The organism is Fictibacillus sp. 23RED33 (assembly GCF_015903925.1).
In the GTDB taxonomy this organism is placed as follows: domain Bacteria; phylum Bacillota; class Bacilli; order Bacillales; family Fictibacillaceae; genus Fictibacillus; species Fictibacillus phosphorivorans.
Genome location: NZ_JACZDX010000004.1, coordinates 251713 through 274945, shown reverse-complemented (window position 1 = coordinate 274945; position 23233 = coordinate 251713). Strand labels below are relative to the sequence as shown.

The 23233-nt window shown below is 40.5% G+C and carries 24 protein-coding genes; 8 read left to right on the top strand and 16 right to left on the bottom strand.

What is annotated here, in order from left to right; genetic code table 11:
- Window positions 1–177: 177 nt before the first annotated feature.
- Complete coding sequence (locus IHV09_RS15955) at window positions 178–1044, bottom strand: nucleotidyltransferase-like protein (RefSeq protein WP_197264940.1); 867 nt, start codon at window positions 1042–1044, stop codon at window positions 178–180.
- Window positions 1045–1162: 118 nt separating this feature from the next.
- On the opposite strand from IHV09_RS15955, the gene IHV09_RS15950 reads away from it, so the two are divergent.
- Window positions 1163–1528 carry a YgzB family protein gene (locus tag IHV09_RS15950; protein WP_066286256.1) on the top strand — a complete coding sequence of 122 codons (366 nt, stop codon included), beginning with the start codon at window positions 1163–1165 and terminating at the stop codon, window positions 1526–1528.
- Window positions 1529–1562: 34 nt separating this feature from the next.
- Here IHV09_RS15950 and perR read toward each other — a convergent pair whose 3' ends face one another.
- The 4 genes from perR to IHV09_RS15930 all read right to left on the bottom strand — a co-directional run bounded on the left by perR (window position 1563) and on the right by IHV09_RS15930 (window position 5001).
- Window positions 1563–1994, bottom strand: coding sequence for a peroxide-responsive transcriptional repressor PerR (gene perR / locus IHV09_RS15945; RefSeq protein WP_137792276.1), 432 nt, complete (start codon window positions 1992–1994; stop codon window positions 1563–1565).
- 107 nt (window positions 1995–2101) lie between these two features.
- A complete protein-coding gene (locus tag IHV09_RS15940; protein WP_197134127.1) occupies window positions 2102–2650 on the bottom strand; it encodes a cob(I)yrinic acid a,c-diamide adenosyltransferase in 549 nt (182 codons plus the stop codon).
- A gap of 1 nt (window position 2651) precedes the next feature.
- Window positions 2652–3602 (bottom strand): D-2-hydroxyacid dehydrogenase, encoded by a 951-nt coding sequence (locus IHV09_RS15935; RefSeq protein WP_197264939.1) that lies wholly within the window; start codon window positions 3600–3602, stop codon window positions 2652–2654.
- A gap of 289 nt (window positions 3603–3891) precedes the next feature.
- Window positions 3892–5001, bottom strand: a complete 1110-nt coding sequence (locus IHV09_RS15930) for an aminopeptidase (RefSeq protein WP_197134121.1) — start codon at window positions 4999–5001, stop codon at window positions 3892–3894.
- 146 nt (window positions 5002–5147) lie between these two features.
- On the opposite strand from IHV09_RS15930, the gene IHV09_RS15925 reads away from it, so the two are divergent.
- On the top strand, window positions 5148–5327 hold the full coding sequence (locus IHV09_RS15925) for an H-type small acid-soluble spore protein (RefSeq protein WP_197264938.1): 180 nt from the start codon (window positions 5148–5150) through the stop codon (window positions 5325–5327).
- 27 nt (window positions 5328–5354) lie between these two features.
- On the opposite strand, the gene bcp is transcribed toward IHV09_RS15925, so the two are convergent.
- The 3 genes from bcp to IHV09_RS15910 form a co-directional block, all read right to left on the bottom strand.
- A complete protein-coding gene (gene bcp / locus IHV09_RS15920; protein WP_197264937.1) occupies window positions 5355–5825 on the bottom strand; it encodes a thioredoxin-dependent thiol peroxidase in 471 nt (156 codons plus the stop codon).
- Between the two features lie 66 nt (window positions 5826–5891).
- A complete protein-coding gene (locus tag IHV09_RS15915) occupies window positions 5892–6308 on the bottom strand; it encodes an ion channel (RefSeq protein WP_197134112.1) in 417 nt (138 codons plus the stop codon).
- Window positions 6309–6408: 100 nt separating this feature from the next.
- Complete coding sequence (locus IHV09_RS15910) at window positions 6409–6954, bottom strand: NADPH-dependent FMN reductase (RefSeq protein WP_197134109.1); 546 nt, start codon at window positions 6952–6954, stop codon at window positions 6409–6411.
- Window positions 6955–7185: 231 nt separating this feature from the next.
- Between IHV09_RS15910 and IHV09_RS15905 the strand changes: the two genes are divergently transcribed.
- The 3 genes from IHV09_RS15905 to IHV09_RS15895 are packed head-to-tail and all read left to right on the top strand — an operon-like array spanning window position 7186 to window position 10093.
- Complete coding sequence (locus IHV09_RS15905) at window positions 7186–8238, top strand: ArsR/SmtB family transcription factor (protein ID WP_197264936.1); 1053 nt, start codon at window positions 7186–7188, stop codon at window positions 8236–8238.
- A gap of 15 nt (window positions 8239–8253) precedes the next feature.
- Window positions 8254–9180 carry an ABC transporter permease subunit gene (locus IHV09_RS15900; RefSeq protein ID WP_197264935.1) on the top strand — a complete coding sequence of 309 codons (927 nt, stop codon included), beginning with the start codon at window positions 8254–8256 and terminating at the stop codon, window positions 9178–9180.
- Entirely contained in the window at window positions 9170–10093 is a 924-nt protein-coding gene (locus IHV09_RS15895) for an ABC transporter permease (protein WP_197264934.1), read from the top strand. Before IHV09_RS15900 ends, IHV09_RS15895 begins: the two co-directional genes overlap by 11 nt.
- 215 nt (window positions 10094–10308) lie before the next feature.
- Here IHV09_RS15895 and IHV09_RS15890 read toward each other — a convergent pair whose 3' ends face one another.
- The 3 genes from IHV09_RS15890 to IHV09_RS15880 are packed head-to-tail and all read right to left on the bottom strand — an operon-like array spanning window position 10309 to window position 12901.
- A complete protein-coding gene (locus tag IHV09_RS15890; protein WP_191755535.1) occupies window positions 10309–11094 on the bottom strand; it encodes an ABC transporter permease in 786 nt (261 codons plus the stop codon).
- A 6-nt stretch (window positions 11095–11100) separates the two neighbouring features.
- Window positions 11101–11892: an ABC transporter permease gene (locus IHV09_RS15885; protein WP_144703842.1), complete on the bottom strand. Its 792-nt coding sequence runs from the start codon at window positions 11890–11892 to the stop codon at window positions 11101–11103.
- Window positions 11885–12901 carry an ABC transporter ATP-binding protein gene (locus tag IHV09_RS15880; RefSeq protein WP_197195933.1) on the bottom strand — a complete coding sequence of 339 codons (1017 nt, stop codon included), beginning with the start codon at window positions 12899–12901 and terminating at the stop codon, window positions 11885–11887. Before IHV09_RS15880 ends, IHV09_RS15885 begins: the two co-directional genes overlap by 8 nt.
- Before the next feature lie 447 nt (window positions 12902–13348).
- On the opposite strand from IHV09_RS15880, the gene IHV09_RS15875 reads away from it, so the two are divergent.
- The 3 genes from IHV09_RS15875 (at window position 13349) to IHV09_RS15865 (ending at window position 17194) form a co-directional block, all read left to right on the top strand.
- On the top strand, window positions 13349–14635 hold the full coding sequence (locus IHV09_RS15875; RefSeq protein WP_197192125.1) for a glutamate-1-semialdehyde 2,1-aminomutase: 1287 nt from the start codon (window positions 13349–13351) through the stop codon (window positions 14633–14635).
- Between the two features lie 213 nt (window positions 14636–14848).
- Window positions 14849–15919, top strand: coding sequence for an FUSC family protein (locus IHV09_RS15870; protein WP_197134076.1), 1071 nt, complete (start codon window positions 14849–14851; stop codon window positions 15917–15919).
- Between the two features lie 258 nt (window positions 15920–16177).
- A complete protein-coding gene (locus IHV09_RS15865; protein WP_197264933.1) occupies window positions 16178–17194 on the top strand; it encodes a nuclease-related domain-containing protein in 1017 nt (338 codons plus the stop codon).
- A 46-nt stretch (window positions 17195–17240) separates the two neighbouring features.
- On the opposite strand, the gene IHV09_RS15860 is transcribed toward IHV09_RS15865, so the two are convergent.
- From IHV09_RS15860 to IHV09_RS15840, 5 genes are all read right to left on the bottom strand, one after another.
- On the bottom strand, window positions 17241–18161 hold the full coding sequence (locus IHV09_RS15860) for an ABC transporter permease (RefSeq protein WP_197134071.1): 921 nt from the start codon (window positions 18159–18161) through the stop codon (window positions 17241–17243).
- An 11-nt stretch (window positions 18162–18172) separates the two neighbouring features.
- Window positions 18173–19177, bottom strand: coding sequence for an ABC transporter permease (locus IHV09_RS15855; RefSeq protein ID WP_197134068.1), 1005 nt, complete (start codon window positions 19175–19177; stop codon window positions 18173–18175).
- A 287-nt stretch (window positions 19178–19464) separates the two neighbouring features.
- Entirely contained in the window at window positions 19465–21066 is a 1602-nt protein-coding gene (locus IHV09_RS15850; RefSeq protein ID WP_197134065.1) for an ABC transporter substrate-binding protein, read from the bottom strand.
- 58 nt (window positions 21067–21124) lie between these two features.
- A complete protein-coding gene (locus tag IHV09_RS15845; RefSeq protein WP_197134062.1) occupies window positions 21125–22099 on the bottom strand; it encodes an ABC transporter ATP-binding protein in 975 nt (324 codons plus the stop codon).
- The gene (locus tag IHV09_RS15840) at window positions 22074–23084 is read right to left on the bottom strand and encodes an ABC transporter ATP-binding protein (protein ID WP_197134059.1); all 1011 of its coding nucleotides are present in this window, start codon (window positions 23082–23084) and stop codon (window positions 22074–22076) included. The genes IHV09_RS15845 and IHV09_RS15840 overlap by 26 nt, the downstream gene beginning before the upstream one ends.
- Between the last annotated feature and the right edge of the window lie 149 nt (window positions 23085–23233).

Genomic DNA, 23233 nt, shown 5'->3' with positions numbered 1-23233 from the left:
CTTGTTTCGTGTGTCGCTCGTTTTGGCGACTTTATTAGGATATCATCTTAAAAACAAGATGTCAACCTGTTTTTTTATCGTGTTTCCCGACTGCAACATTGTTTCTGTGTGTCGCAGCGACAAGAAATAATATAGCACGATATAGATAAACAGGTCAACACCTTTTTAGAAAAAAGTTTATTCTTTTATTGAGTAGTAACGATGATACAGGTTTTTGCTCTTTGTTTCCCGCTTGATTGCCTTTATATAACCCTTGTCTTTTAAGTGAGTAAGAATCATAGGAAGATCGATCGCATAGTCTTGAACCTCATCATGTTCCATCAATTCATGATATGCCCATTCATCCTTCTCTTTAATAATACCCAACAGATGATGCGCACCTAATTTTGTTTTAGAAGAAAGTGAAAACTCTGATGCTAGTAATAGAAGTTCGATTCTTTTATCAATCGTCTCTTCTCCTGTTACAAGCTCTTCATACAACTTAAAGATTTCAGGTTGGATCATCTTCACCTGGTTCCAAACAGTAACTTCTGGATAATATCCATGTTCAATAACAGATAGACGAGCTAAATGATGAAGAGCATGCATGATGTTGTTAAATGCATCTAAATAATGGCCCGAGTGGAAGAGTTCTTTTCCATCGTTATAACGGCGAAGTAGTTTTGCAAATTCAAGACCAATCTTATGTGTTCTTTCTTCAGCAGGAAACTCGTGAAGTCGGTCTCTTAATCTTGTTATGTACTCATTACGGTTAAATAGAACTTTCCCGTTCATCACCCAATCAACCGCTCTTTTATTCGTACCGAGCATCAACCAAGAATTAAGCAGTTGTTCTGTCACAATGTGAAGCGCAGCTGAGGTTGACTCACACTCGTAGTGTTTGATCATCAAAGGCTGATCGGATTCTTTTACTATAATAAGAAGTATTGAATCAAAGTGATCCGTGCCAGGGCTGAATGGTTTATTCTTTTCAACAAAAAGCACTCCTAATGTGTTTTCGTTGCTTGCTCTCTCCTGATACAGCGGGCGTAAAATATCTTCCATGAAGGTCATCTCCCATTTTAACAAAATCCTGTTTGTTACTTTCAACATCAAATAAAGAAATCCTTTTTCTTTTCCTAAGAGTTCATATGTTATACTAATGAACGGAGGAGGGACAGGTATGATAAAGTATACGAGCAAAATCAATAAAATACGTACGTTCGCTCTTAGCCTTGTGTTTATAGGTATTATCATCATGTATGCAGGCCTGTTTTTCAAGACAAGTTTTGTCGTTATGTCTATTTTTATGGTGATTGGGTTTATCGCAACGATCGCTAGTGCTGGTGTTTACTTCTGGATAGGTATGATCTCTACTCAGGCTGTGCAGGTTGTCTGCCCAAACTGCGGAAAAGTAACGAAAGTACTAGGACGTGTAGATGCATGTATGTCATGTAACCAGCCACTTACGATGGATAAAGGTCTTGAGGGCGAAGAATTTGATGAGAAATACAACTCAAAACGCCAGATGCGCAAAGAGAATAGATAAAGCTGACTTACCGTAGTGGAAAGTCAGCTTTTTTTTAATGTTTTCTTTTGCAATCCGGGCATACTCCGTAAATTTCCATACGGTGTCGGCCTACATCAAAACCTGTTACAGATTCTGCTAGACTCTCAACCTCATCTAAACCGGGATAATGGAAATCCACTATCTTGCCGCATGAATCACAGATGATATGGTAGTGATCAGTCGTCACACAATCAAATCGGCTTGATGAATCCCCATAAGTCAGTTCTTTTACAAGACCCGCTTCTTTAAAAACTCTAAGGTTATTGTAGACTGTTGCTACACTCATATTTGGAAATTTCCCCTCCAGCGCTTTGTAAATCTCATCAGCAGTCGGATGGGACATTGATTGGATAAGATGCTCTAAGATAGCATGACGCTGAGGTGTAATCCGTACACCTACTGATTTTAAGTTGTCGATTGCCGCGTTTATCTTAGCGCTTGACATCGTCATGCACCCCATTTCTTTAAGAATTCTTACTTTATAATCGTTATAATTAGTCTACTGCTTTTCTACAGGTTTTGTCAATTGAAGTGTATGTATGCAGTATTGTATTAAGACTGATCTTCGTGTAGAACTGGCTCTTTCACTTTCATTTGTTCGTTAACGTAACGTGCAGCAACGAAGAGGAAATCAGAAAGTCTGTTAAGATAAGACAACACAAGTGGATTTACACCTTCAATTTCTACAGCAATACGTTCTGCTCGCCTCGCAATTGTTCGTGCGGTATGAAGAGCACTTGCTGACGGGGAACCACCAGGAAGAATGAACTGCTTTAAAGGTTTCAGTCCCGCCTGCCAATGATCAATCGTCTCTTCAAGAAATGAGATATCTTCTTCTTTTAATTTCCAAGCTACTTCCTTACCCGCTGGAGTCGCTAGCTCAGCTCCAACATGAAACAAAACAGTCTGTACTTTTTGCATAACAGTTGTCGCTTTTTCTGCCCATTCTTCTCTCGGCAGCAAGCTTACGCCAAATCCGATCATGCTATTCGCTTCATCACATGTGCCATACGCGTCTACCCGCACATCGTTTTTAGAAACCCGTTCACCAAAGATTAAGGATGTTGTTCCTTTATCTCCAGTTTTTGTGTAAATTTTCATACTAATACCCCCGGTCATATGGAATGATATTGATCATCTCTTTACGCTTATCATTTCTATATAGAGTTAGATTATCACAAAAGATCTCGATCGCTCTTTCTTGGTATTGAGGTGAAATCCCTGAAAGGTGCGGCGTAACCGTTACGTTCTTCATATCCCATAATGGACTTTCTTCTACTAATGGCTCTTTTTCAAACACATCGAGAACGGCGTGGCCAATTCTCTCGGTTTGCAATGCTTGGATCAGCTCTTCTTCATCTACCGTTTTTCCTCTTCCGATATTAATGAATACTGTGTTTTGCTTCATTAGAGAAAAGGCGCTCTTTCCAACGAAATGAAAAGTATGTGGTGTTGATGGGAGAACATTCACGATAAAATCACTTTCTTCATAAAGAGTGGAGATTCCTTCTTTATCCACGATTACATCACAGTTTTCAGCCGAATGCCCGCTTCTATTAAATCCGATGGTTTTCATATTAAAAGCTTTCACAAGTCTTGCTATCTCGCATCCGATTGCTCCTGTTCCTAATATACCAAGCGTCTTTCCTGAGATCTCAGTCATCGGCACTTTCCGATCCCACGTGTGCTGTTTTTGATTTTCTAAAAGCAGACTTGCTTTCCGTGAAACTTGCAGCATCATGGAAATCGTATATTCTGCCATAGGCGTTTTGTGGATGCCTCTTGCATTCGTAATCAGAATATCTTGTTTTTCTAGAGCTTTAAACGGCATTTTATCAAGACCAGCTGAAATAACCATGATCCATTGTAGTTCTTTTGATTCAGCTACTAATTCATCAGTTAGATCTTCCCCATAAGATAATAAGATTTCAGCTTGATTAAGATACGCCTTAGCTTCTTTCATGTTCTTATAAAAATGAAATTCTTCATTCGGGAACGTGTTCTTTAATCCGTCTTTTATATCATCTCTTAATCGCGCGCTGGAAAGAATCATAAGAAACACCTCTTTTCGAGTAATAGAAAAAGCGGGAACGTGCTCCCCGCTTTTTAAGTTGTTGCTGTTTTGTTTTGGCTGTTTGAGATAGGCTTTGTTGCTCTATGTGGGCGGTTGATTTCCGTTCCAGGATGCTCCCTTTCCGGGGGGCGTGCGGTGAGCCTCTTAGTGCCTTGCACTATTAAGAGTCTCACCTGTCCCGCTGATCCCCCAGGAGTCTCGCACCTTACACTCCAATCAACATTCTCACTGAAGGTAAAAGCCGAGGTATCCCTTCCAATTAAGAATACTACTTAAGATTCTCCGGATTAAGTCCTTGAAGTTCCGGGAGAACGAACAAACCGTCTTTTCTGATCAATACATCGTCAAAGTAGATTTCTCCTCCGCCGTACTCTGGACGCTGAATCAACACCATATCCCAGTGGATGCCTGATTCGTTTCCGTTGTATGCATCTTGATACGCTCTTCCAGGTGTGAAGTGAATGCTTCCGCCAATCTTCTCATCAAATAAGATATCTCCCATCGGGTGCTGGATCAGTGGATTTACCCCGATCGCAAATTCCCCAACATAACGAGCACCTTCATCTGTATTAAAGATCTCGTTTAATTTTTCGGTGTTGTCTGAAGTGGCTTCAACAATCTTTCCATCTTTGAATGTAAGTTTTACGTTGTTAAACGTGGTTCCGTGATAAGGACAAGGTGTGTTATAAGTAATGGTTCCATTCACACTGTCTTTTACGGGTGCCGTAAATACTTCTCCGTCAGGAATGTTATTTTCACCTGCACACATAACAGCTGGAATTCCTTTGATCGAGAACGTTAGATCAGTTCCCGGAGCTGTGATGCGTACTTTATCTGTACTTTCCATTAATGCATGAAGTGGTTTTTGTGCTTCAGCCATCGCCTTATAGTCCACGTTGCACACATCAAGTACAAAATCAGTGAACTTTTCTAAGCTCATTTTTGCCATTTGTGCAAGACCTGTAGTTGGGTAGTTTAATAAAACCCATTGGCGATCATTGATGATCATGTTTTGAACAGGCTTATTGATCTCCGCTTTCATCTGGAAAATCTCACTTGGAACTTCTGAGAACTCTGCATCATTGTTTTTACATTGAATAGAGATATACGCATCAATATCTTCTATGCGTGCAAGATCCCATTTCAGTTGTGCCTCAGAATGTTCTTTCGTTGAGCCCATCATTAATGCACGTGAAATTTCTTCGTCTGCTAGTTGAACGTAAGGAAAAGCTCCTAACTTGTAAGTTTCCTGTACGAGCTCTTTTACGAGTGGCTTCCCTGCTAAGAATGAAGTAATAAGTACTTTTTGCCCTTTTTCAACCTTTAGTGAATGCGTCAGCAATGTTCTAGCCAACGTCGTTAAACGTTCATCTCTCATTATGTATAACCCCCGAATTTATATGTTATAAAATTCACACTATTTCATTTTATCACGCATAAGCCATCATGCCTATTTATTAGGAACGAAAAGCATAGTCTATCAGTCTCTGTTGCATACTATTTGGCGTGGAGGTGAATGAATTCATGAACGTATCACGCGCTCAGCAGATCATTAAATCAGAAAAAGAGTTCCAAGTGCTTCACAACGGAACTCCTGTATGGCTTCAATCTGTTGATGAAAACAATCAAACCGCTAGAGCATACACAAGAGAACAACCCGATCAAGAAATGGACATACCGGTAAACGAACTTCAGGAAAGTTAAAAAGCCCCGATTTCTCAGGGCTTTTTTCTATGACAGATTTTCTTCTATAAATTTCAACGCTTCTTCTACATGATCTTTTACTTTTACTTTTCGATATTCTTTCGCGATGTTTCCTTCTCCATCAATAATAAACGTGGAGCGTTCGATTCCCATGTATTCCTTGCCAAAGTTCTTTTTCAGTTTCCAAACATCGTATAGCTCTGCAACTTTATGTTCCTCATCAGCTAAAAGGATGAACGGAAGACCATGCTTCTCGATAAATTTGTCATGTCGCGCTAGCGGGTCAGGACTAACTCCGAGAATAACGGTATTCTGTTGCTTAAAGTCTTCGTGACGATCTCTGAAATCACATGCTTGCGTTGTACATCCTGGCGTCATATCTTTTGGATAAAAGTAGAGAACCACATTTTTGCCTTTGAAATCTATTAATTTAACTTCTTCTCCATTACTTGCCGGTAATGTAAAGTCAGGTGCTTTACTTCCTGTTTTTATCGTCATTGTATTTTAGACCTCCTTAAAGTTTCATCTTCTTTAAGGGTAGCCTATATGTCCGTTTTCAAACAACTATTTTGCCATCTTGTTATGGTGAACAACCGAAGATAGCACGAAAGCAATCGGCAGCAAATACCCGATCAGCGCTTGAAGAGCGGCTATCCACCTTCCTGCTCCAACAGGTACGATGTCTCCATAACCTACTGACAAAATCGTCGTGCTGCTGAAATAGATACATGCTTCTATAAAAGAGAAAAAATCACTCTGATTCAATTCTAGTTTTATGACGGGATAGCCCATCAGAGAGATAAGGGCATAAATGAGTCCAAATCCTGAAATGATTGTTCCGTACACGATGAACAAGATCAGCAGATGACTCGCTGGCATCAGATGTTCTTTGATTCCAGGATGTTTAAAGAGCATCCATATACTTCTGATAATGAGACTAGCAGTTGTTATGATCAAGATTACTAATACGACATTTTCCATTCTGTCCACCTCTCTTTATCCTATGAAAAAGAAAGATTGAATAGGACAGCCTTATGATCAAAAAAGACAGCCTGATTTTCACAGGCTGTCTTCTTACTTTTTATTTAGCTTGGTTTACTGAAATCGCTTCTGTTAACTCTTTTAACTGAAGTGTTAACTCACGCACGCGCGTTTGTGCCAATTCATCAACGAGTACGTTGCCTTCATCAAAATTAACTGGATCTGCAACAAATTGATCTGGCAGTACTAAGCTGTATACACCGCGGAGCACAGTGCGAAGATTAGTCAATGCGTTCATTCCGCCCTTTCCGCCTCCTGCAGCAACAGCAATTGCTGACGGTTTGTTCTTAAAATGCTTTCCTCCTAAGAAATCAAGCGCATTTTTCAATGCTCCGCTTATTCCGCTGTGATACTCTGGGCTCGTTACAAAAAAGCCATCAGCTTGTTCAGCATACTCAGCTAATTTTTTTACTGCCTCATTCTGAGCTGTCGTAGCATCTCCTGTAAATAAAGGTAACTTATCGATTCCTACATCAAAATACAAGACTTCAACGTTCATCTGTTTCAACGTTTCTGCAGCGAATTGTGCAATTCCTCTTGTTCTTGATTCTGCTGTCGGACTTCCTGCAATCACCATAATTTTCATATGTATTTCCTCATTTCTGCTATGCAATGTGATTTTGTTTATATCTTACAGGATAATGAATGCTTATTTATAACAATAAGCTTTGACATGTAAAAAATCAGGTCTTAAGTCCAGAAAATAAACATTGACTTATCTCCTATTAGAATGTAAATTATTTGTAATTTTGAAATTCTCAAAAACTAATTCGATCTTCAGCTAATCAAATTATAAATCATTCAAAATGGAAGGACGATGAAAATGGCACTAGTTTCAGTTGACTTTTCCCCTTTTAACGAAATGATAATGAGCCTCCACGTTATTCAAAATCCTGCTCACCACCCATATCGACTTGCATGGGCTGAAAAAGCAAAAAAAAAATTACCGCAAGATCTTTTACTTTTAATCAACAAATGGGGACCGCATTTTTATGACTGGATGTATTTCGTTAACATTCGAAACGAATTTCAATTTAATGAATCTACCGTCGAAGAGGCCATTGAACGTATAGCGCTCATTCCAGACTTAACGTTTTCCTATCTCTTGCTAGGTGAGAAATATGGAAGTGACTCTTTGCTCAAGTGGAAAAACAGCCCTGCATCAGCACCTCTTCACTCTATTGAACGAGACATTCTTTTACATGCTGCGCCCTGGAAAAAGAAGGTTTGTGATTTCTTTTATGATTACAACCGTTACTTGTTTGCAGAAGAGCTTTTCAGAATTACGCCTTGGATTTCAAGAGCATCTGACAATTTCAAGAAAGAACTGAGTGACTCGAAAATTGAATGCTTAAACAGCATACATCCTGATGTTACAGTAACTTCTGATTCGATAAAAATTAAGAAGAATGATGTTTACACGTTTTCGTTTGAAGAGTTTCCTAGACTCGTGATTCAGCCATCTACATTCGCTACGCCACACGTCATGCTTTGCTGCAACCAAGACCGAGTTAGCATCGCACTCCATGTTGCTGTTCCGGATTCAGAAAAAAACCATGAACCACCTGAAGATTTAATTTCCTTATTAAAAGTACTGAGTGAGCCAACAAGACTTAAGATCCTGCAAGACTTGCTTCACCATCCTTACAGCACGAAACAACTTGCTTATAAATACCATCTCACTGAAGCTACCGTATCGAATCATTTAAAGCAGTTGCTTTTATGTGGTTTAGCCGAAACACAAAGAAAAGGCTATTACGTTTTTTACACCGGTAAGCGAGAAAGACTGGAATCACTTCGTACAGATGTCGCTCAATTTATGCAGCAGCCTGTTTTGGACGAATATATTTTCACGGCTGACTTAACGTGAAAGGAAGCTAAAGTCATGAAGAAGTTATTCGTATTAATGAAACCTTATTTATTGCTGTCCATAGGTGTTATTTTACTCTCAGCAACTCCGTCTTTATTTGCTGGAGAGAACACTTTGAAATTCAGCCTGTTTCGTTACGGACAGACTGTTATTGAAACAATTGTCCAACTAACCAAACCACATACGTTAACTCTTTACACACAAACACAAACACTCGCCTTTCCTAAAATGCCCGAAAACCGCTCAGTAGAGTTTCTGGATCAGATCACTGAAAGACCATTATTTCCAGAGGTTTGGAGTATTGTCATCTATACTGCAGGACTCATCATAGCTAGTTTTACTATCTCTATCATTATGGCTATAGTACTTGGATGGATGACAGAACTGCTTCCTTCCATCTTTAAGAAAGTACTTCTAAAATGCTGCAGCTTACTAGAATCGATGCCAGATTTGTTCTTTGTTTTTTGCATACAGCTATTCGTTGTTTGGATTTATAAGCAAACTGGGTGGCTTGCCGCAAATCCTTTTACATCCAGCAAAGAACCTGCTCTTTTGATTCCGCTTGCAACACTCAGTATTGTACCTGGTATCTATTTATTTAGAATGATGCTATTACTTTCAGAGACAGAGGTGGATAAGGATTATATCACTTTTGCTCGTTCAAAAGGGATCAGTAAATCCGCTATAATTTTGAAACATCTTTTAAGTAACACCATCTCTGAACTCAGTACACACTTCCCCATCATCATGCTTCTTTTATTCAGCCAGATGGTCGTATTGGAATACCTGTTTAATATGAATGGTGTTATTCAAATTCTATTAAGTGAACAACCTTATGAAACGAAGGCTATGCTTTTACTGCTGATCGTCACTCCGTTATTTGCAGCAATTAAAGGTTTACAAAAAGTGATCTTCAAGAGGAGGTATATTCATGCTGAGTAAAATTCCTCTTTTCTTTACAGGTCTCTTTTTGCTTCTGTTCATTTTGGCTGCAAGTATTGTCATTCCGCTCGCATTTTCTGAACCTGAAGTAAACCAATTTCGATACTCTGATTCCTTAAAAAAGTTGGACATTCCGCCTTATAGTCCTTCTAAAGAGAATTGGCTTGGTACAGATCGTATTGGAAAGGATTTATTTTATATCTTAGTTGACGGTGCCAAATATACGATTCTTTTTGCCTGTATCATTACGTTAGCAAGAATCTTAATTTCTGTTATTTTGGGATTGTTTTTTAAACGCTTGTTGAATAGCAGCTGGTTCAGCGGTCTGATCCAAAGCTTCCAATACGTTCCACCATCCCTTATTGTACTGCTGACTTTGTCGCCTTTTCTTTTTTACGAATTAAGAAATGAATCTGTGCTCTCAACTTCAGAAACATTATTTCTTCAGTTGCTTGTTCTTATTGCAGTTGGTGTTCTGCCGCTCGGAAAAATCATCGCTGAAACGACTGAACTGTTATCGAGGACGGATTATGTTATATGTGCCAAACTCATGGGTGCTTCTTCCTTTCAAATCACAGCAAAACATATTTTTCCCCATCTATGGCCGAGACTGTTTGTTTTAGTCGGCCGCCAATTTGCACAAGTTCTAACGTTAATGCTTCACTTAGCAATCTATCATCTTTTTATTGGCGGTGTGCAAATCACTTCCGGTCAAGAGCATGACCAATTCAACCATTATGCATCGGTTTCTAATGAATGGACTGGATTAATCTCTGCTTATCACAAGGAACTAATGCTAGAGCCATTTATCGTTATGGTTCCTGTAACCGCTTTTGCCCTTTTGGTGCTTTGCATTAACATCATGACGAAAGATTTAGAACAGCATTTTAAGAATCGATCTTTGTCTAAATGAAATGGCTGTTTTTGTATTCATTGTTGCTTTTGAGAGTAGTTGATCTCCGCTTTAAATTGATCGCTTTTCGCGGGGCAGGCGGTGTGCCATATTGGTACGTTTCACTTTCAAGTGTCATACTTGCCCAGCTGTCCTAGAACGATTATCAAAACAAGTCTAGTATGGAAAATTAAACAACAAAAACCGCTCTCTCAATTAAGGAGAACGGTTTTTCTTTAGTTACCAGCGCCTCTATACTTTGTCACTCCAACGTTCCATAACGTTACAGCGATCAAGAAAAACACGATTCCAACAACCGGTGTTAAGAACGCATACGTATACCACTCTTCACGTTCTAAGAAATAGGAAGATGGATATACACCGACAAACGCGAACGGAAGGATCCACGTTAACACATACTTGATCACTTTGTTGTAGATATCAACTGGATATCTTCCGTAGTTTCCGATGTTGTACATCATCGGCATTATATCTGTTCTCGAATCAGACCAGAACCCGATCGTTGCAAGAGCAATAAAAATACCTGCATACACGAGTGCTCCGCCTATTACTAACAGAATGAAGATGAACGGATCGTACCAGCTGATCTCGAGACCCAGCTTATCACCTGCATAGAACATGACCACTAATCCTGTAACTACACCGAACAGTGATTCTAACTCCATTCGTTCAAGTACAATTTGAAAAAGACTGTGAACGGGTCTTGTTAAGATACGATCCATCTCGCCTTTTACAATATATCTGTCTGTAAAATCCCAGATATTAAAGAAAGAAGCAAAGATCGAGAATGGAACTAAGAAGAATCCGTAAATAAAGATCATCTCATCCTTACTCCATCCGGCAAGAAGATTCGTATGGCCGAATACGACCAGGATAAAAACTAAATTTACCGCTTGAAATAATAGATCTGAAAAGATTTCGACGATCATATCAGCACGATACGTAAGCCTTGTTTTTAAATATTGTCCGACGTATTGAAAAAAGATTGAAATATACTCCATCTGCTTCTAACCCCCTTGAACCACAAGCTGACGCTTCGCCAAAATCCAAAGCCCATACACCGGAATGATAAGGAGTAGCGACCATATTGCTTGGTTAAGAAGGGCTTCATAGATCTGTGAGCCTTTAAACCCTTCAGTAAAAATCATACTCGGGATATAGCTGATCCCTTGAAACGGCAAATAGCTCATCACGTTCTGAGCCCACATCGGATAGAAACTTAACGGTAAGATAAGTCCAGAAAACAAATCGATCACGACACGTTTTGCCCGAATCAAGCCATCATTATTAAATAAGAAGAAAGTTGCGATTCCAGCTAACAGATTGATCTGTGTGTTAATGATAAAGCTGAACGTGATCGATAGGAAAAATAACAACCATGTACTTGCGTTCGTGGATAATTCAATCGGAAACACGAGCGCTACGATGATCATTCCAGGAACAGAGAAGAATAAAAGCCTGAAGATTCCTTCGCCTAAGCCTTGCATCATCTTCATGTTTAAATATGGATAAGGACGGACCATCTCAACGGCCACTTTTCCTTCTTTAATTTCCATCGCAATCTCTCGGTCGATGTTGTTAAAATAAAAGGCTCTTGCCATCCACGCAACAGCTATATACGTTGTCATCTGAGTGATAGAAAGACCTTGTATGTTTTCTTTTCCTCCATAGATGGCACTCCATAGAAAGTAATAAGCTCCTATATTAATGCTATAAATGAGTATTCCACTGTAATAGTTCGTCCGGTATGCAAGCATCATTAAAAAACGGATGCGAATCATCTCGATATACTTACCCATGACGAACAGCACCTTCAACATAAATATTTCGGATGATCTCTTCTGTTGATATCTCAAGAATCTTCAAGTCAGCAATCTTTTTAGCTGCAGTCACTTTTCCGATCACACCTGAAATCACGGTCTCGTCAGCATCAACCGAAGCAACCCATACTAGGTCACTCTCGCCTTTTTCCCAAACCACAAGATGTTCTTGTGTAAGATGCTGCAACTCTTCCAACGTTGCTTTTTCACTAAACTGAAACTGAATCTGTTTTCCTTCTGCCCAATTTTCACGAAGCTCTTTTAGTGGTCCATCATAAATAATTTTTCCTTCATCAAGCATAACCACTCGTTCACAAAGCGCTTCAATATCTGAAAGGTCATGCGTTGTTAAAAGAATCGTCGTACCGTATTTCTCGTTAATTCTCTTTAGAAACTCACGAATTTTTAACTTTACGAGCACATCAAGTCCGATTGTCGGCTCGTCCAGAAACAATAGCGGCGGATTATGAATAAGAGCTGCAGCGAGTTCACAGCGCATGCGTTGTCCGAGTGAAAGTTTGCGGACAGGCTTGTCGAGCAACGGCCCGATATCAAGCGTCTCGATCACATCTTTCATATGCTCTTCATACTGTTGATCCGGCACATTGTAGATTTTCTTTAATAATCTGAATGACTCTTGAACCGCTATATCCCACCATAACTGCGATCTTTGGCCAAAGACAACACCGATCGTTTTTACGAACTTCTCTCGTTCCTTATGCGGATTCATGCCGTTAACGACAATCTTTCCGTCAGTCGGTGTGAGGATCCCTGTCAGCATTTTAATGGAAGTCGACTTACCTGCACCGTTCTCCCCGATATAACCGACCATCTCTCCTTTTTTTATCGTAAAAGAGATGTCATCTACTGCTGTCTTAATCGTATAGTTTCGTGTAAAAAGGTCACGAAACGCCCCCTTCAGACCTGATCGGCTGGAGAAGGATTTAAATTCTTTTTTTAAACCTTGTACATCTATAATGTTCTGCATAGAAATGCCTCCGTAATTTTTTTCGCTATAAATGTTGTTCTTTAAAGTGGTTGATCTGCGCTTCAGGTGCTTCGCTTTCCGTGGGGCAGGCGGTGAGCCACTCGCCGCTTTGCGCCCTTAAGTGTCTCACCTGACCGCTAGTCCCACAGGAGTCTCGCACCTTCCGCTCCAATCAACTAGTCAATGAAGAAAATATCAAAATAGAAAGTAACCTTTCTTAGAGAATCCAATTCTTAGCCTTGTAAGGTCCCAATTTTGCAATGTGAAATTTAAAGTTTCCTAAATAAAGAAACTCAAGGCACTCGATAAGTTTACTCCAATCACATTCATAAACTCAAATAGTTGAGACTGCTTTGTTATAGTTTTCCATACCTGTTCCTCGCGCTTATTCATGCTACAATATGAATTGAACTTAACTGACGTATCGTTTACAGGAGGTATTTATAGATGAATCATACGAAATCTGAAGCTCTCTATGATGAAGCGCTTCTACATATTGTTGGCGGTGTTAACAGTCCGTCCCGATCATTTAAAGCAGTTGGCGGTGGTGCACCTGTATTTATGGAACGCGCACAAGGCGCATATTTTTGGGATGAAGACGGCAATCAGTACATCGATTATCTAGCTGCTTATGGTCCTATTATTACCGGACATGCTCATCCTCATATCACAAAGGCAATCGTGACAGCCGCACAAAACGGTGTTCTTTACGGAACGCCTACTTCTCTTGAAGTAAAATTCGCGAAGATGTTAAAAGAAGCGATGCCTGCGATGGATAAAGTTCGTTTCGTAAACTCTGGAACAGAAGCGGTCATGACAACAATCCGCGTCGCTCGTGCTTATACAGGACGCGATAAGATCATCAAGTTCGCTGGCTGCTATCACGGCCATTCCGATTTAGTTTTAGTTGCAGCTGGCTCTGGTCCTTCGACTCTAGGTACTCCTGATTCAGCTGGTGTTCCAAAATCTATCGCGCAAGAAGTGATCACCGTTCCATTTAATGATGTTGACGCTTATCGTGAGGCGATGGATAAATGGGGAGATCAGATCGCTGCTGTTTTAGTGGAACCGATCGTTGGAAACTTCGGGATCGTCGAACCGAAAGAAGGCTTTTTGCAAGCTGTTAACGATATCACCCATGAACATGGCGCACTTGTAATCTATGATGAAGTGATTACAGCTTTCCGTTTCATGTATGGAGGCGCACAAGATCTTCTTGGTGTTAAACCAGACATGACAGCGCTCGGAAAGATTATCGGCGGCGGACTGCCGATCGGCGCATATGGCGGAAAACAAGAGATCATGGAAAAAGTAGCACCACTCGGACCTGCATATCAAGCTGGAACGATGGCAGGAAACCCAGCATCGATTTCAGCGGGTATCGCTTGTTTAGAAGTTTTAAAAGAAGAAGGCGTTTACGAGGAAATGGACCGCTTGGGTGCTATTCTTGAAAAAGGTTTGCTTGAACAAGCTGAGAAACATGGTGTTTCCGTAACGATCAACCGCTTGAAAGGTGCTTTAACCCTTTATTTTTCAGATGAAAAGATCGAGAACTATGTACAAGCAGAAGCAACAGATGGTGAGATTTTCGGAAGATACTTCAAACACATGCTGCATGAAGGGATCAACCTTGCTCCATCCAAATATGAAGCGATGTTCTTAACAACAGCGCACACCGAAGAAGACGTTCGCGCAACGATCGAAGCAGCTGGCAGAGCATTCAGCTCCCTATAAGTTTTATAGAAATATGAAAGAATCCGTCATGGTACGGATTCTTTTTTTGATTTAAGGGAAAACCTGTAATAGAGCGTTTTTGTTTTTCATAAGGTATATAGGTCTGTTACTTTTCACAATTTGTTAACAGATATTTACTTGATTAAAAGGTCGAAACAGTTTATAGTGTTTGAGATTATTAACATTTTTTATGAGAAAGGAATTATTGCAGTTATGAAACTAGGAGCCCGAATGATTAAAACGGGTTTAGCCATTTCTTTATCGATCTACTTAGCGATGTTGTTTCAATTGGATCAGCCGGTCTATGCCGCGATTGCCGCTACATTTGCGATCCAGCCATCCATCTATAGATCGTATCAAACCATTTTAGAACAAGTTCAAGGTAACTTGGTGGGTGCCATTTTTGCTATTATCTTTGTAATTTTACTAGGAAACAACCCATTTGTTATCGGATTCGTTGTCGTACTTGTCATTGCAGCGAACTTAAAAATGAAGATTGAGAAAACGATTCCGTTATCCATCGTTACCGTGATCGTGATCATGGAGAGCCATACGGAAAACTTTATCGGTTTTGCGATCGACCGTTTCTTATTGATCATGCTTGGCGTATTATCAGCGTTCTTAGTTAACTTGGTATTCATGCCGCCTAAATACGAAACGAAACTGTATTATAAAATTTCCGATCACACGGACGAAATCATAAAATGGATTCGCATGATTACCCGTCATGCTACAGAACATAGTGCCATTAAAGAAGATCTGACTCATCTCAAAGAAAACCGCTTTAAGATGGATCAATATTACTTATTGTATAAAGAAGAACGTACGTATTTTAGAAGCAATAAGTACACCAAAACACGAAAACTGGTTCTTTACCGCCAGATGATACAAACGACAAACAAAGCACTAGAACTGTTGAAGAGTCTTCACCGTCATGAAAACGAATTGAACAACATGCCTGAACCTCTTCAAGAGCTGATCCAATTAAAACTTGATGGCTTGACCAACTTCCACGAACAGATGCTGTTGAAGTACACAGACAAGATCCGTGCACAGCATACGCTTGATATGGATGATGCTATCAATAAAAAAGCACTCATGAAATGCATCATGAGCTATTACAAAAATCCAGAGAACGAAGATTGGATCGAACTATTCCCCGTTTTCGCCCTGATCATAGATTACGCAGACCAATTGGAACACTTGAACACACTGGTAGAAAGCTTTAAGAACTACCACCAGGAAGACAGTGAAGTGCAGTTGGACCAGCGGTTTGAAGACTAACATGTGTATTGGAAGCCAACCCTTTTTTGAGGGTTGGTTTGTTTGTTTGTGTGGACACTTTGCTTAAACAGCCGTATCGAAATATGTCTATAATTGTAATCTCGTCAATATATGCTTAGATTTGGTCAAATTACGCATTTAATTGTTCAAATTATAGTTGTTTTCTTCTAAATTAAGTATTAAATATTTCAAATTAGTAAATTTCCACACTCAAAATAGTAATCTTACCTTTTGATTAGGACATATAAAAAATTCAAAATGAAAATGTACACAAAAAAACGGGATATTGGAGGAGTAATTATTAAAAAACATAGGAAAATTCCTATTTATATAACCAAATTATCAAAATTAATTAAACGTATGCCCCAAACACATAATAAGTTGCTTGAACTTCAACAGAAATTGAAAAACCACACCACTGGTTATAAAGGTGAAAAATCACTTGAATTTTTCTATCGATATCTACCTAAAGATGTTTATTTCCTACATAACATACGTATTCTTCAGGATGATTATTATTTTCAAATGGACACCGTAATTCTTTCTCCTAGCTTCATTACAATACTAGAAATTAAAAATTTAGTTGGACATCTATACTTTGATGATCGTTTTTCCCAACTTATTCGGACTTATGAAGGTAAAAAAGAAGCGTTCCCGAATCCCATAGAACAAGTTGAACTCCAAAAGTTACATTTATATAAAATACTAAATCAATATAAATTCACGTCACTTCCCATTGAAACCCTTGTAGTCATTACTAACCCTTCATCAATTATTGAAGCTTCTCCAACTTATCTAGAAGCTTCCGAAAAAGTAATTAGAAGCTCGAGCCTACAACATAAATACGCAAACCTATCTCGAAAGCATCCCAATATATTGTATACACATAAGGAAATAAAGAAGTTAAGTAAAATACTTTCCAAAGTAAGTTCTTCTTACGATCCAGATGTTTGTAAATTATATAAAATAAATAAAAATGAGCTAATCCGAGGTGTGTTCTGCTCAAAATGTGATCATTCTTCAATGAGCTATGTTTGGGGGAATTGGTATTGCCCTACTTGCTCATCTTCATCTAAAACAGCTCATATCACGGCACTACAAGATTATGCTCTATTAATTTCTCATACCATCACAACAAGTGAATGTAGTGATTATTTAAACTTATCATCAAAAAAACAAGCATATAATCTTTTACGATTATTAGACCTTCCTTTTACAGGGAATAGAAAATCCCGCAAATACAACCTAACCCCCCTCCTAGAAAAAACCACATAAAAAAGAAGCTCAGCCTAAGCCAAGCTTCCTCACATTCAACTAATCGCTAACTCTTCATTCGTGGATCTAGTGCATCACGCAGGCCGTCACCCATAAGGTTGAATCCGAGTACCGTGAGCATGATCGCTAAGCCTGGGAACAATACGGTCCATGGCGCTTGAATGATAAAGTCTTTTGAATCCGCGAGCATCTTACCCCACTCTGGAGTTGGTGGCTGTGCACCCATTCCTAAGAATCCAAGAGCTGCTGCTTCAATGATCGCCGTTGCGATGGCAAGTGTTCCTTGAACGATAATTGGAGCGAGACTGTTCGGGAGGATATGATGAATCAGTATCCTGAAGTCGCTCATTCCGACCGCTCGAGCTGCTGTAATGTATTCCTCTTCTTTTACACTAAGCACCCTTGAGCGCAACAAGCGTCCAAACGTTGGAATGTTTATAATCGCGATCGCGATCAACGCATTTTTTAGAGAAGGTCCAAGTACAGACACAACTGCAATAGCAAGTAAGATACTTGGAAACGCCAGTAAAATATCAAAAATACGGGAAATGATGCCATCGACCCATCTTCCATAATATCCTGCAATAATGCCAAGCAAGGAACCTACGATAACGGAGCCAGCTACCGAGAAAAATCCTACCCAAAGCGAGATGCGAGCACCATGAATGACACGGCTTAAAATATCACGGCCGAATTCATCCGTTCCAAACCAATGTTCAGCAGATGGAGCGATGTGTTTATCTTTTAGCTCAACTTCACTATAGCTGTAAGGTGCAATCAGGTCCGCGAAAATCGCAATCAAGATAAATAGCGATACGATCGATAGACCGACAAGAGCGATCTTATTCTTTTTGAAGCTTCTCCAAGCATCTTTCCAAGGAGAGATTACTTTGTCTTCCACAGGTTCCACTGGCATATGCTGTGGCTGCGGAACTACGGGAGGTGTTGATCTTGTGAGTTCTGACATTCTAATCCCTCCTACTTGAATTTAATTCTCGGGTCAATTGCTGCGTACAGCAAATCAACGAGTAGATTGATTAATACAAAAATCGTTGCGACTACTAAAATACCAGATTGGATAACCGGATAATCACGATACGAGATCGCATCATAGATGTATGTACCAATGCCCGGCCATCCGAAAATCGTCTCAGTCAGAATCGCACCGCCCAATAGCAGTCCCGTCTGAAGACCGATAACCGTTACTACTGGGATTAACGCGTTTTTCAATGAATGCTTGTATACGACCCAAAACATTTTCATCCCTTTAGCACGAGCCGTTCGGATGTAGTCTGAGCGCATAACTTCAAGCATGCTTGAGCGAGTCATACGCGCGATAATTGCCATCGGTATCGTAGCTAGTGCAGCTCCTGGCAAGATGAGATGTTTGACTACCTCAGCAAACTGATCCATTCTTCCTTGGATCAATGTGTCGATCAAATACAGATGCGTGATCGGATCAACCGGGACACGAATGTTGTCTCTTCCTGTAGTCGGTAGAAGATCAAAGTGAATAGAGAAAACATATTGCTCCATCAATCCAAGCCAGAAGATCGGCATAGAAACACCAACTAGCGCAAGAACCATAGCCGTATAATCGAACCAAGAGTTTTGAAACCACGCGGAAATGATACCTGCGTTAACTCCAATCACGATTGCAATAACCATCGCAACTAAAGCAAGTTCAATGGTAGCTGCTAGATACGGCCACACTTCTTCTGCGATCGGAACGTTCGTTTTTAATGAAACTCCTAGGTCTCCTGTAAAAAGACCTGTCAAATAATCAATAAATTGCGTGTACCACGGTTGGTCTAATCCAAGTCGCTGAGTTAATGCAGCAACAGCTTCCTTTGTGGCCTGTTGCCCTAAAATTAATTGTGCTGGATTACCCGGGATAGCGCGAATCATCATGAACACGATAAATGTCATCCCTAAAAGTACAGGAACGAGCGTTGCTAACCGTCTGATCGTATAGGCAAACATAGGGTCACCTCTTTCTTAAGAAGAATTACAAGTATGTTAGGTTACGAGTTGTGATTCTTGAAAGGCGTTGCTTTCCACTCCAGGATGCTCGCTTTCCGGGGGGCGTGCGGTGAGCCTTTTAGCGCTAGGCGCTATTAAGAGTCTCACCTGTCCCGCTGATCCCCCAGGAGTCTCGCACCTTACTTTCCAATCAACGTATCAAAGGGGTTATGAAAGACTACCTTTTAGAGAATCATTTTCCAAAAAAAGAGGAGCAGGCTATTTTAGGCCATACTCCCCGCCATACATTATTCGAAAGATACGTCCGCGAAAGATTGAGAACCTGTAGGATGTGGAACGAATCCTTTAATCTTGCTTGCTCCAGCTAACTGAGGCTTAGAGTGAACAAGTGGTACCCATGGAGCATCTTCATGGATGATTACTTGTGCTTGTTTGTAAAGCTCTTCACGCTTCGCTTCGTCAGCCGTTGTTTGAGCTTCAACTAAAAGCTTATGAACGTCTTCGTTCGCATAACGAGAGTAGTTGTTAGAGTCGATCGTGTCTTTATCAAGAAGCGTATAAAGGAAGTTATCCGCATCTCCATTGTCACCTGTCCAACCTAACATGAACATTGGTGCTTCACCTTTTTGAACTTTCTCAAGGTAAGTACCCCACTCAAATGTTACGATGTTCGCTTTAATATTCACTTTTGCAAGTTTCGCTTGAATCGCTTCAGCTACTTTTTGACCATTTGGCATATATGGACGTGCTACAGGCATTGCCCAAAGATCCATTTCGAATCCTTTTTCCATACCTGCTTTTGCTAAAAGTTCTTTTGCTTTTGCTTCGTCATACTCACGATCTTGAATCTCATCGTTGTATCCAGCGATTGAAGGAGGCATTGGGTTTTTAGCCGGCTCAGCTGTTCCTTCATAGAAGTTGTCGATGATCGCTTGCTTGTCGATCAAGTGGCTGATCGCCTGACGTACTTCTTTTTTATCAAATGGTGCTTTTTCAACGTTAAATCCTAGGTAACCAACATTCATAGATGGACGTTCGAACAACTGAAGCTTCCCATTGTCTGAAACTTTTTTCATATCAGATGGATTAAGAGCATCCATTAAGTCGATTTCGCCTTTTGTTAGTGCATTCAAACGAGAAGAGTTATCTTTGATTACTTTAAACGTTACGCCATCAAGTTTCGGCATATCTTTTACCCAATAGTCAGCATTCTTTTCAAGAACGATCGTATCGTTTGGCTTCCAGCTCTTGAATTTGAAAGGACCTGTACCAACTGGCTCTTTGCTTAGCTTGTCGCCGTCTAATGACTTAGGACTCGCGATTGCGAACGGGCTCATGGCTACGTTCTTTAAGAATGGAGCTTGTGGCTTGTTCAACGTAATAACTACTTTGTTCTCACCATCTGCTTTTACATCTTTAATGACGTGGCCTTCGTCACCTTCAAACCCACCAAACATAGATCCGTAGTATGCGAATTTCTCACCATCTTTACTTTGTGCCCAGCGGTCAAAGTTCTTTACAACTGCATCAGCGTTGAACTTCTCACCATCGTGGAACTTAACACCTTCTTCAAGCTCGAATGTATACGTCAAGCCATCTTCAGAGATCTCCCATTTCTTTGCAAGACCAGGAACGATATCTGTGTTATCTTTTCCGTAGTTTACTAGTGGCTCATAGATTTGCTCTGTTACGATGAATGATTCACCGTCAGTAACAACTGCTGGATCAAGTGCTACAGAATCTCCGCCACGACCGTAGATCATGACATTGTTCGGATCGACTTTTTCGTCGTCTCCTCCACTGCTGCTATCTCCTCCTGATGAACACCCTGCCAACGCAAGAGATAAAGCGAGCATTAAAGCAAATAAAGTTAATAAACTTTTCTTCATCTTCTTTCCCCCAGTTCTCATTTTAGTTATGCCTTTGTTTATATGTACGTGTCTGCCGTTATTCGTAAAGGTGGCAGGCAGCGTAGTGGCCTTCAGCAACTTCTTTTAAAACAGGCTTTACGGTTCCACAATGATCCATCGCTGCAGGGCAACGTGTATGGAACGGACAACCAGCAGGCGGATTCGATGGACTCGGAACATCTCCTTGCAGGATGACACGGTCCTTTCGATGCTCTACATCTGGTATAGGAACAGCTGATAAAAGAGCTTGTGTATATGGATGTTTTGGATCATCATAAAGCTTTTCACTATCAGCAAGCTCTACGATATGACCCAAATACATAACTCCCACTCGGTCACTGATATGGCGGACTACGCCAAGGTCATGCGCGATAAACAAATACGTAAGATCGAACTCTTTTTGAAGATCTTGTAAAAGGTTTAATACTTGAGATTGAATGGAAACATCCAGTGCAGATACCGGCTCGTCCGCGATAATGAGCTTCGGATTCACGGCAAGTGCTCGTGCGATTCCGATACGCTGTCTTTGTCCTCCTGAAAATTGGTGAGGATATCGCTTTGCGTGCCAGCTTGAGAGTCCTACCACTTCAAGCAGTTCTTTTACTCGTCTTTTTCGTTCCGCTTTATCTTTTACACCATGAACGATTAGTGGCTCTTCTAAAATTTTCTCAACCGTATGACGCGGGTTCAGGGAAGCAAAAGGATCTTGAAACACCATCTGCATCTCGCGGCGTTTCTTCCTCATCTCACTCGAGGATAATTTCGTAATATCCTCGCCTTCAAAGTAGATCTTTCCTTCAGTAGGTTCTAAAAGTCTTAAGAGCATGCGTCCTGTCGTGGACTTACCGCACCCGCTCTCTCCTACGAGGCCGAGTGTCTCCCCTTTTTTTATGTAAAAAGAGATTCCGTCTACTGCCTTTACTTCGCCAACGGTCTTGCTCAATAGTCCGCCTTTAATCGGAAAGTGCATCTTTAAATTTTCAACTTTAACTAATGGCTGTGTCTGACTCATGCAGATTCACTCCTTTCCCGTCCTCGTAAAGCCAGCATCTGACTTGATGACTGCCTTCTTGAGTTTTAAGATGAGGAGTTTCAGTTATACACCTTGTTCCTGCATGCTCACAACGTGGTGCGAACGAACAACCCGTTTTGACAGAACCGGGTTTCGGTACGTTTCCTGGTATAGAGTATAGACGGCCAACCTTCTCCCTCATGTCTGGTACGGACTTGATCAACCCTACCGTATAAGGATGCTTCGGATCTTGGAAGATGGTTTTTACTTCACCTTCTTCGACCACTTTTCCAGCGTACATTACAACAACGCGCTCACACATCTCAGCAACTACACCAAGATCATGTGTAATCATCATGATGGCGGTGTCTGTTTCTTTGTTTAGTCGTTTCATCAGATCTAAAATCTGGGCTTGAATCGTAACATCCAAAGCGGTAGTAGGCTCGTCCGCTATCAGAAGTTTAGGGTCACAGATCATGGCCATGGCGATCATGACACGCTGACGCATACCTCCTGATAATTGATGAGGATATTCTTTTACAAGCTCTTCTGCCCGTGGAAGCCCCACTAGCTTAAGCATCTCAACGGCTTTGCCCATCGCTTCTTTTTTGGACCATTTTCTATGTATGCGTAGTGATTCAATAAGCTGCTCACCGATTGTTATAACCGGGTTCAAGCTTGTCATCGGCTCCTGAAAAATCATTCCGATTTCATTGCCTCTAATTTGCCGCATCCTTCTTTCTGGTGCTGAAGCAATATTTTCACCTTTAAAGAGAATCTCTCCTTCAATTTTCCCAGGCGGTGTAGGTACTAGTCCCATTACGGATAGTGACGTCACACTTTTACCGCAGCCCGATTCTCCTACGATACCAAGCACTTCACCAGGATTGACGTGGAAATCAACACCATCCACAGCAGGGATTGCGCCATCGTCTGTAAGGAAAGAAGTTCTTAAGTTCTTCACTTCTAGAACTGGATTTCCCATGAGATCTCACTCCTTTCTCTAAGCTGCCAAATTTCCTAGAATATTACTTCTCTGTTGAGAATTATGACACTACTCTGACAATTTGACAATATTTAATTTTCAGAATAGTCGACAAATATGTCTTATGTTGTAGTTCTTTCGTATGATTT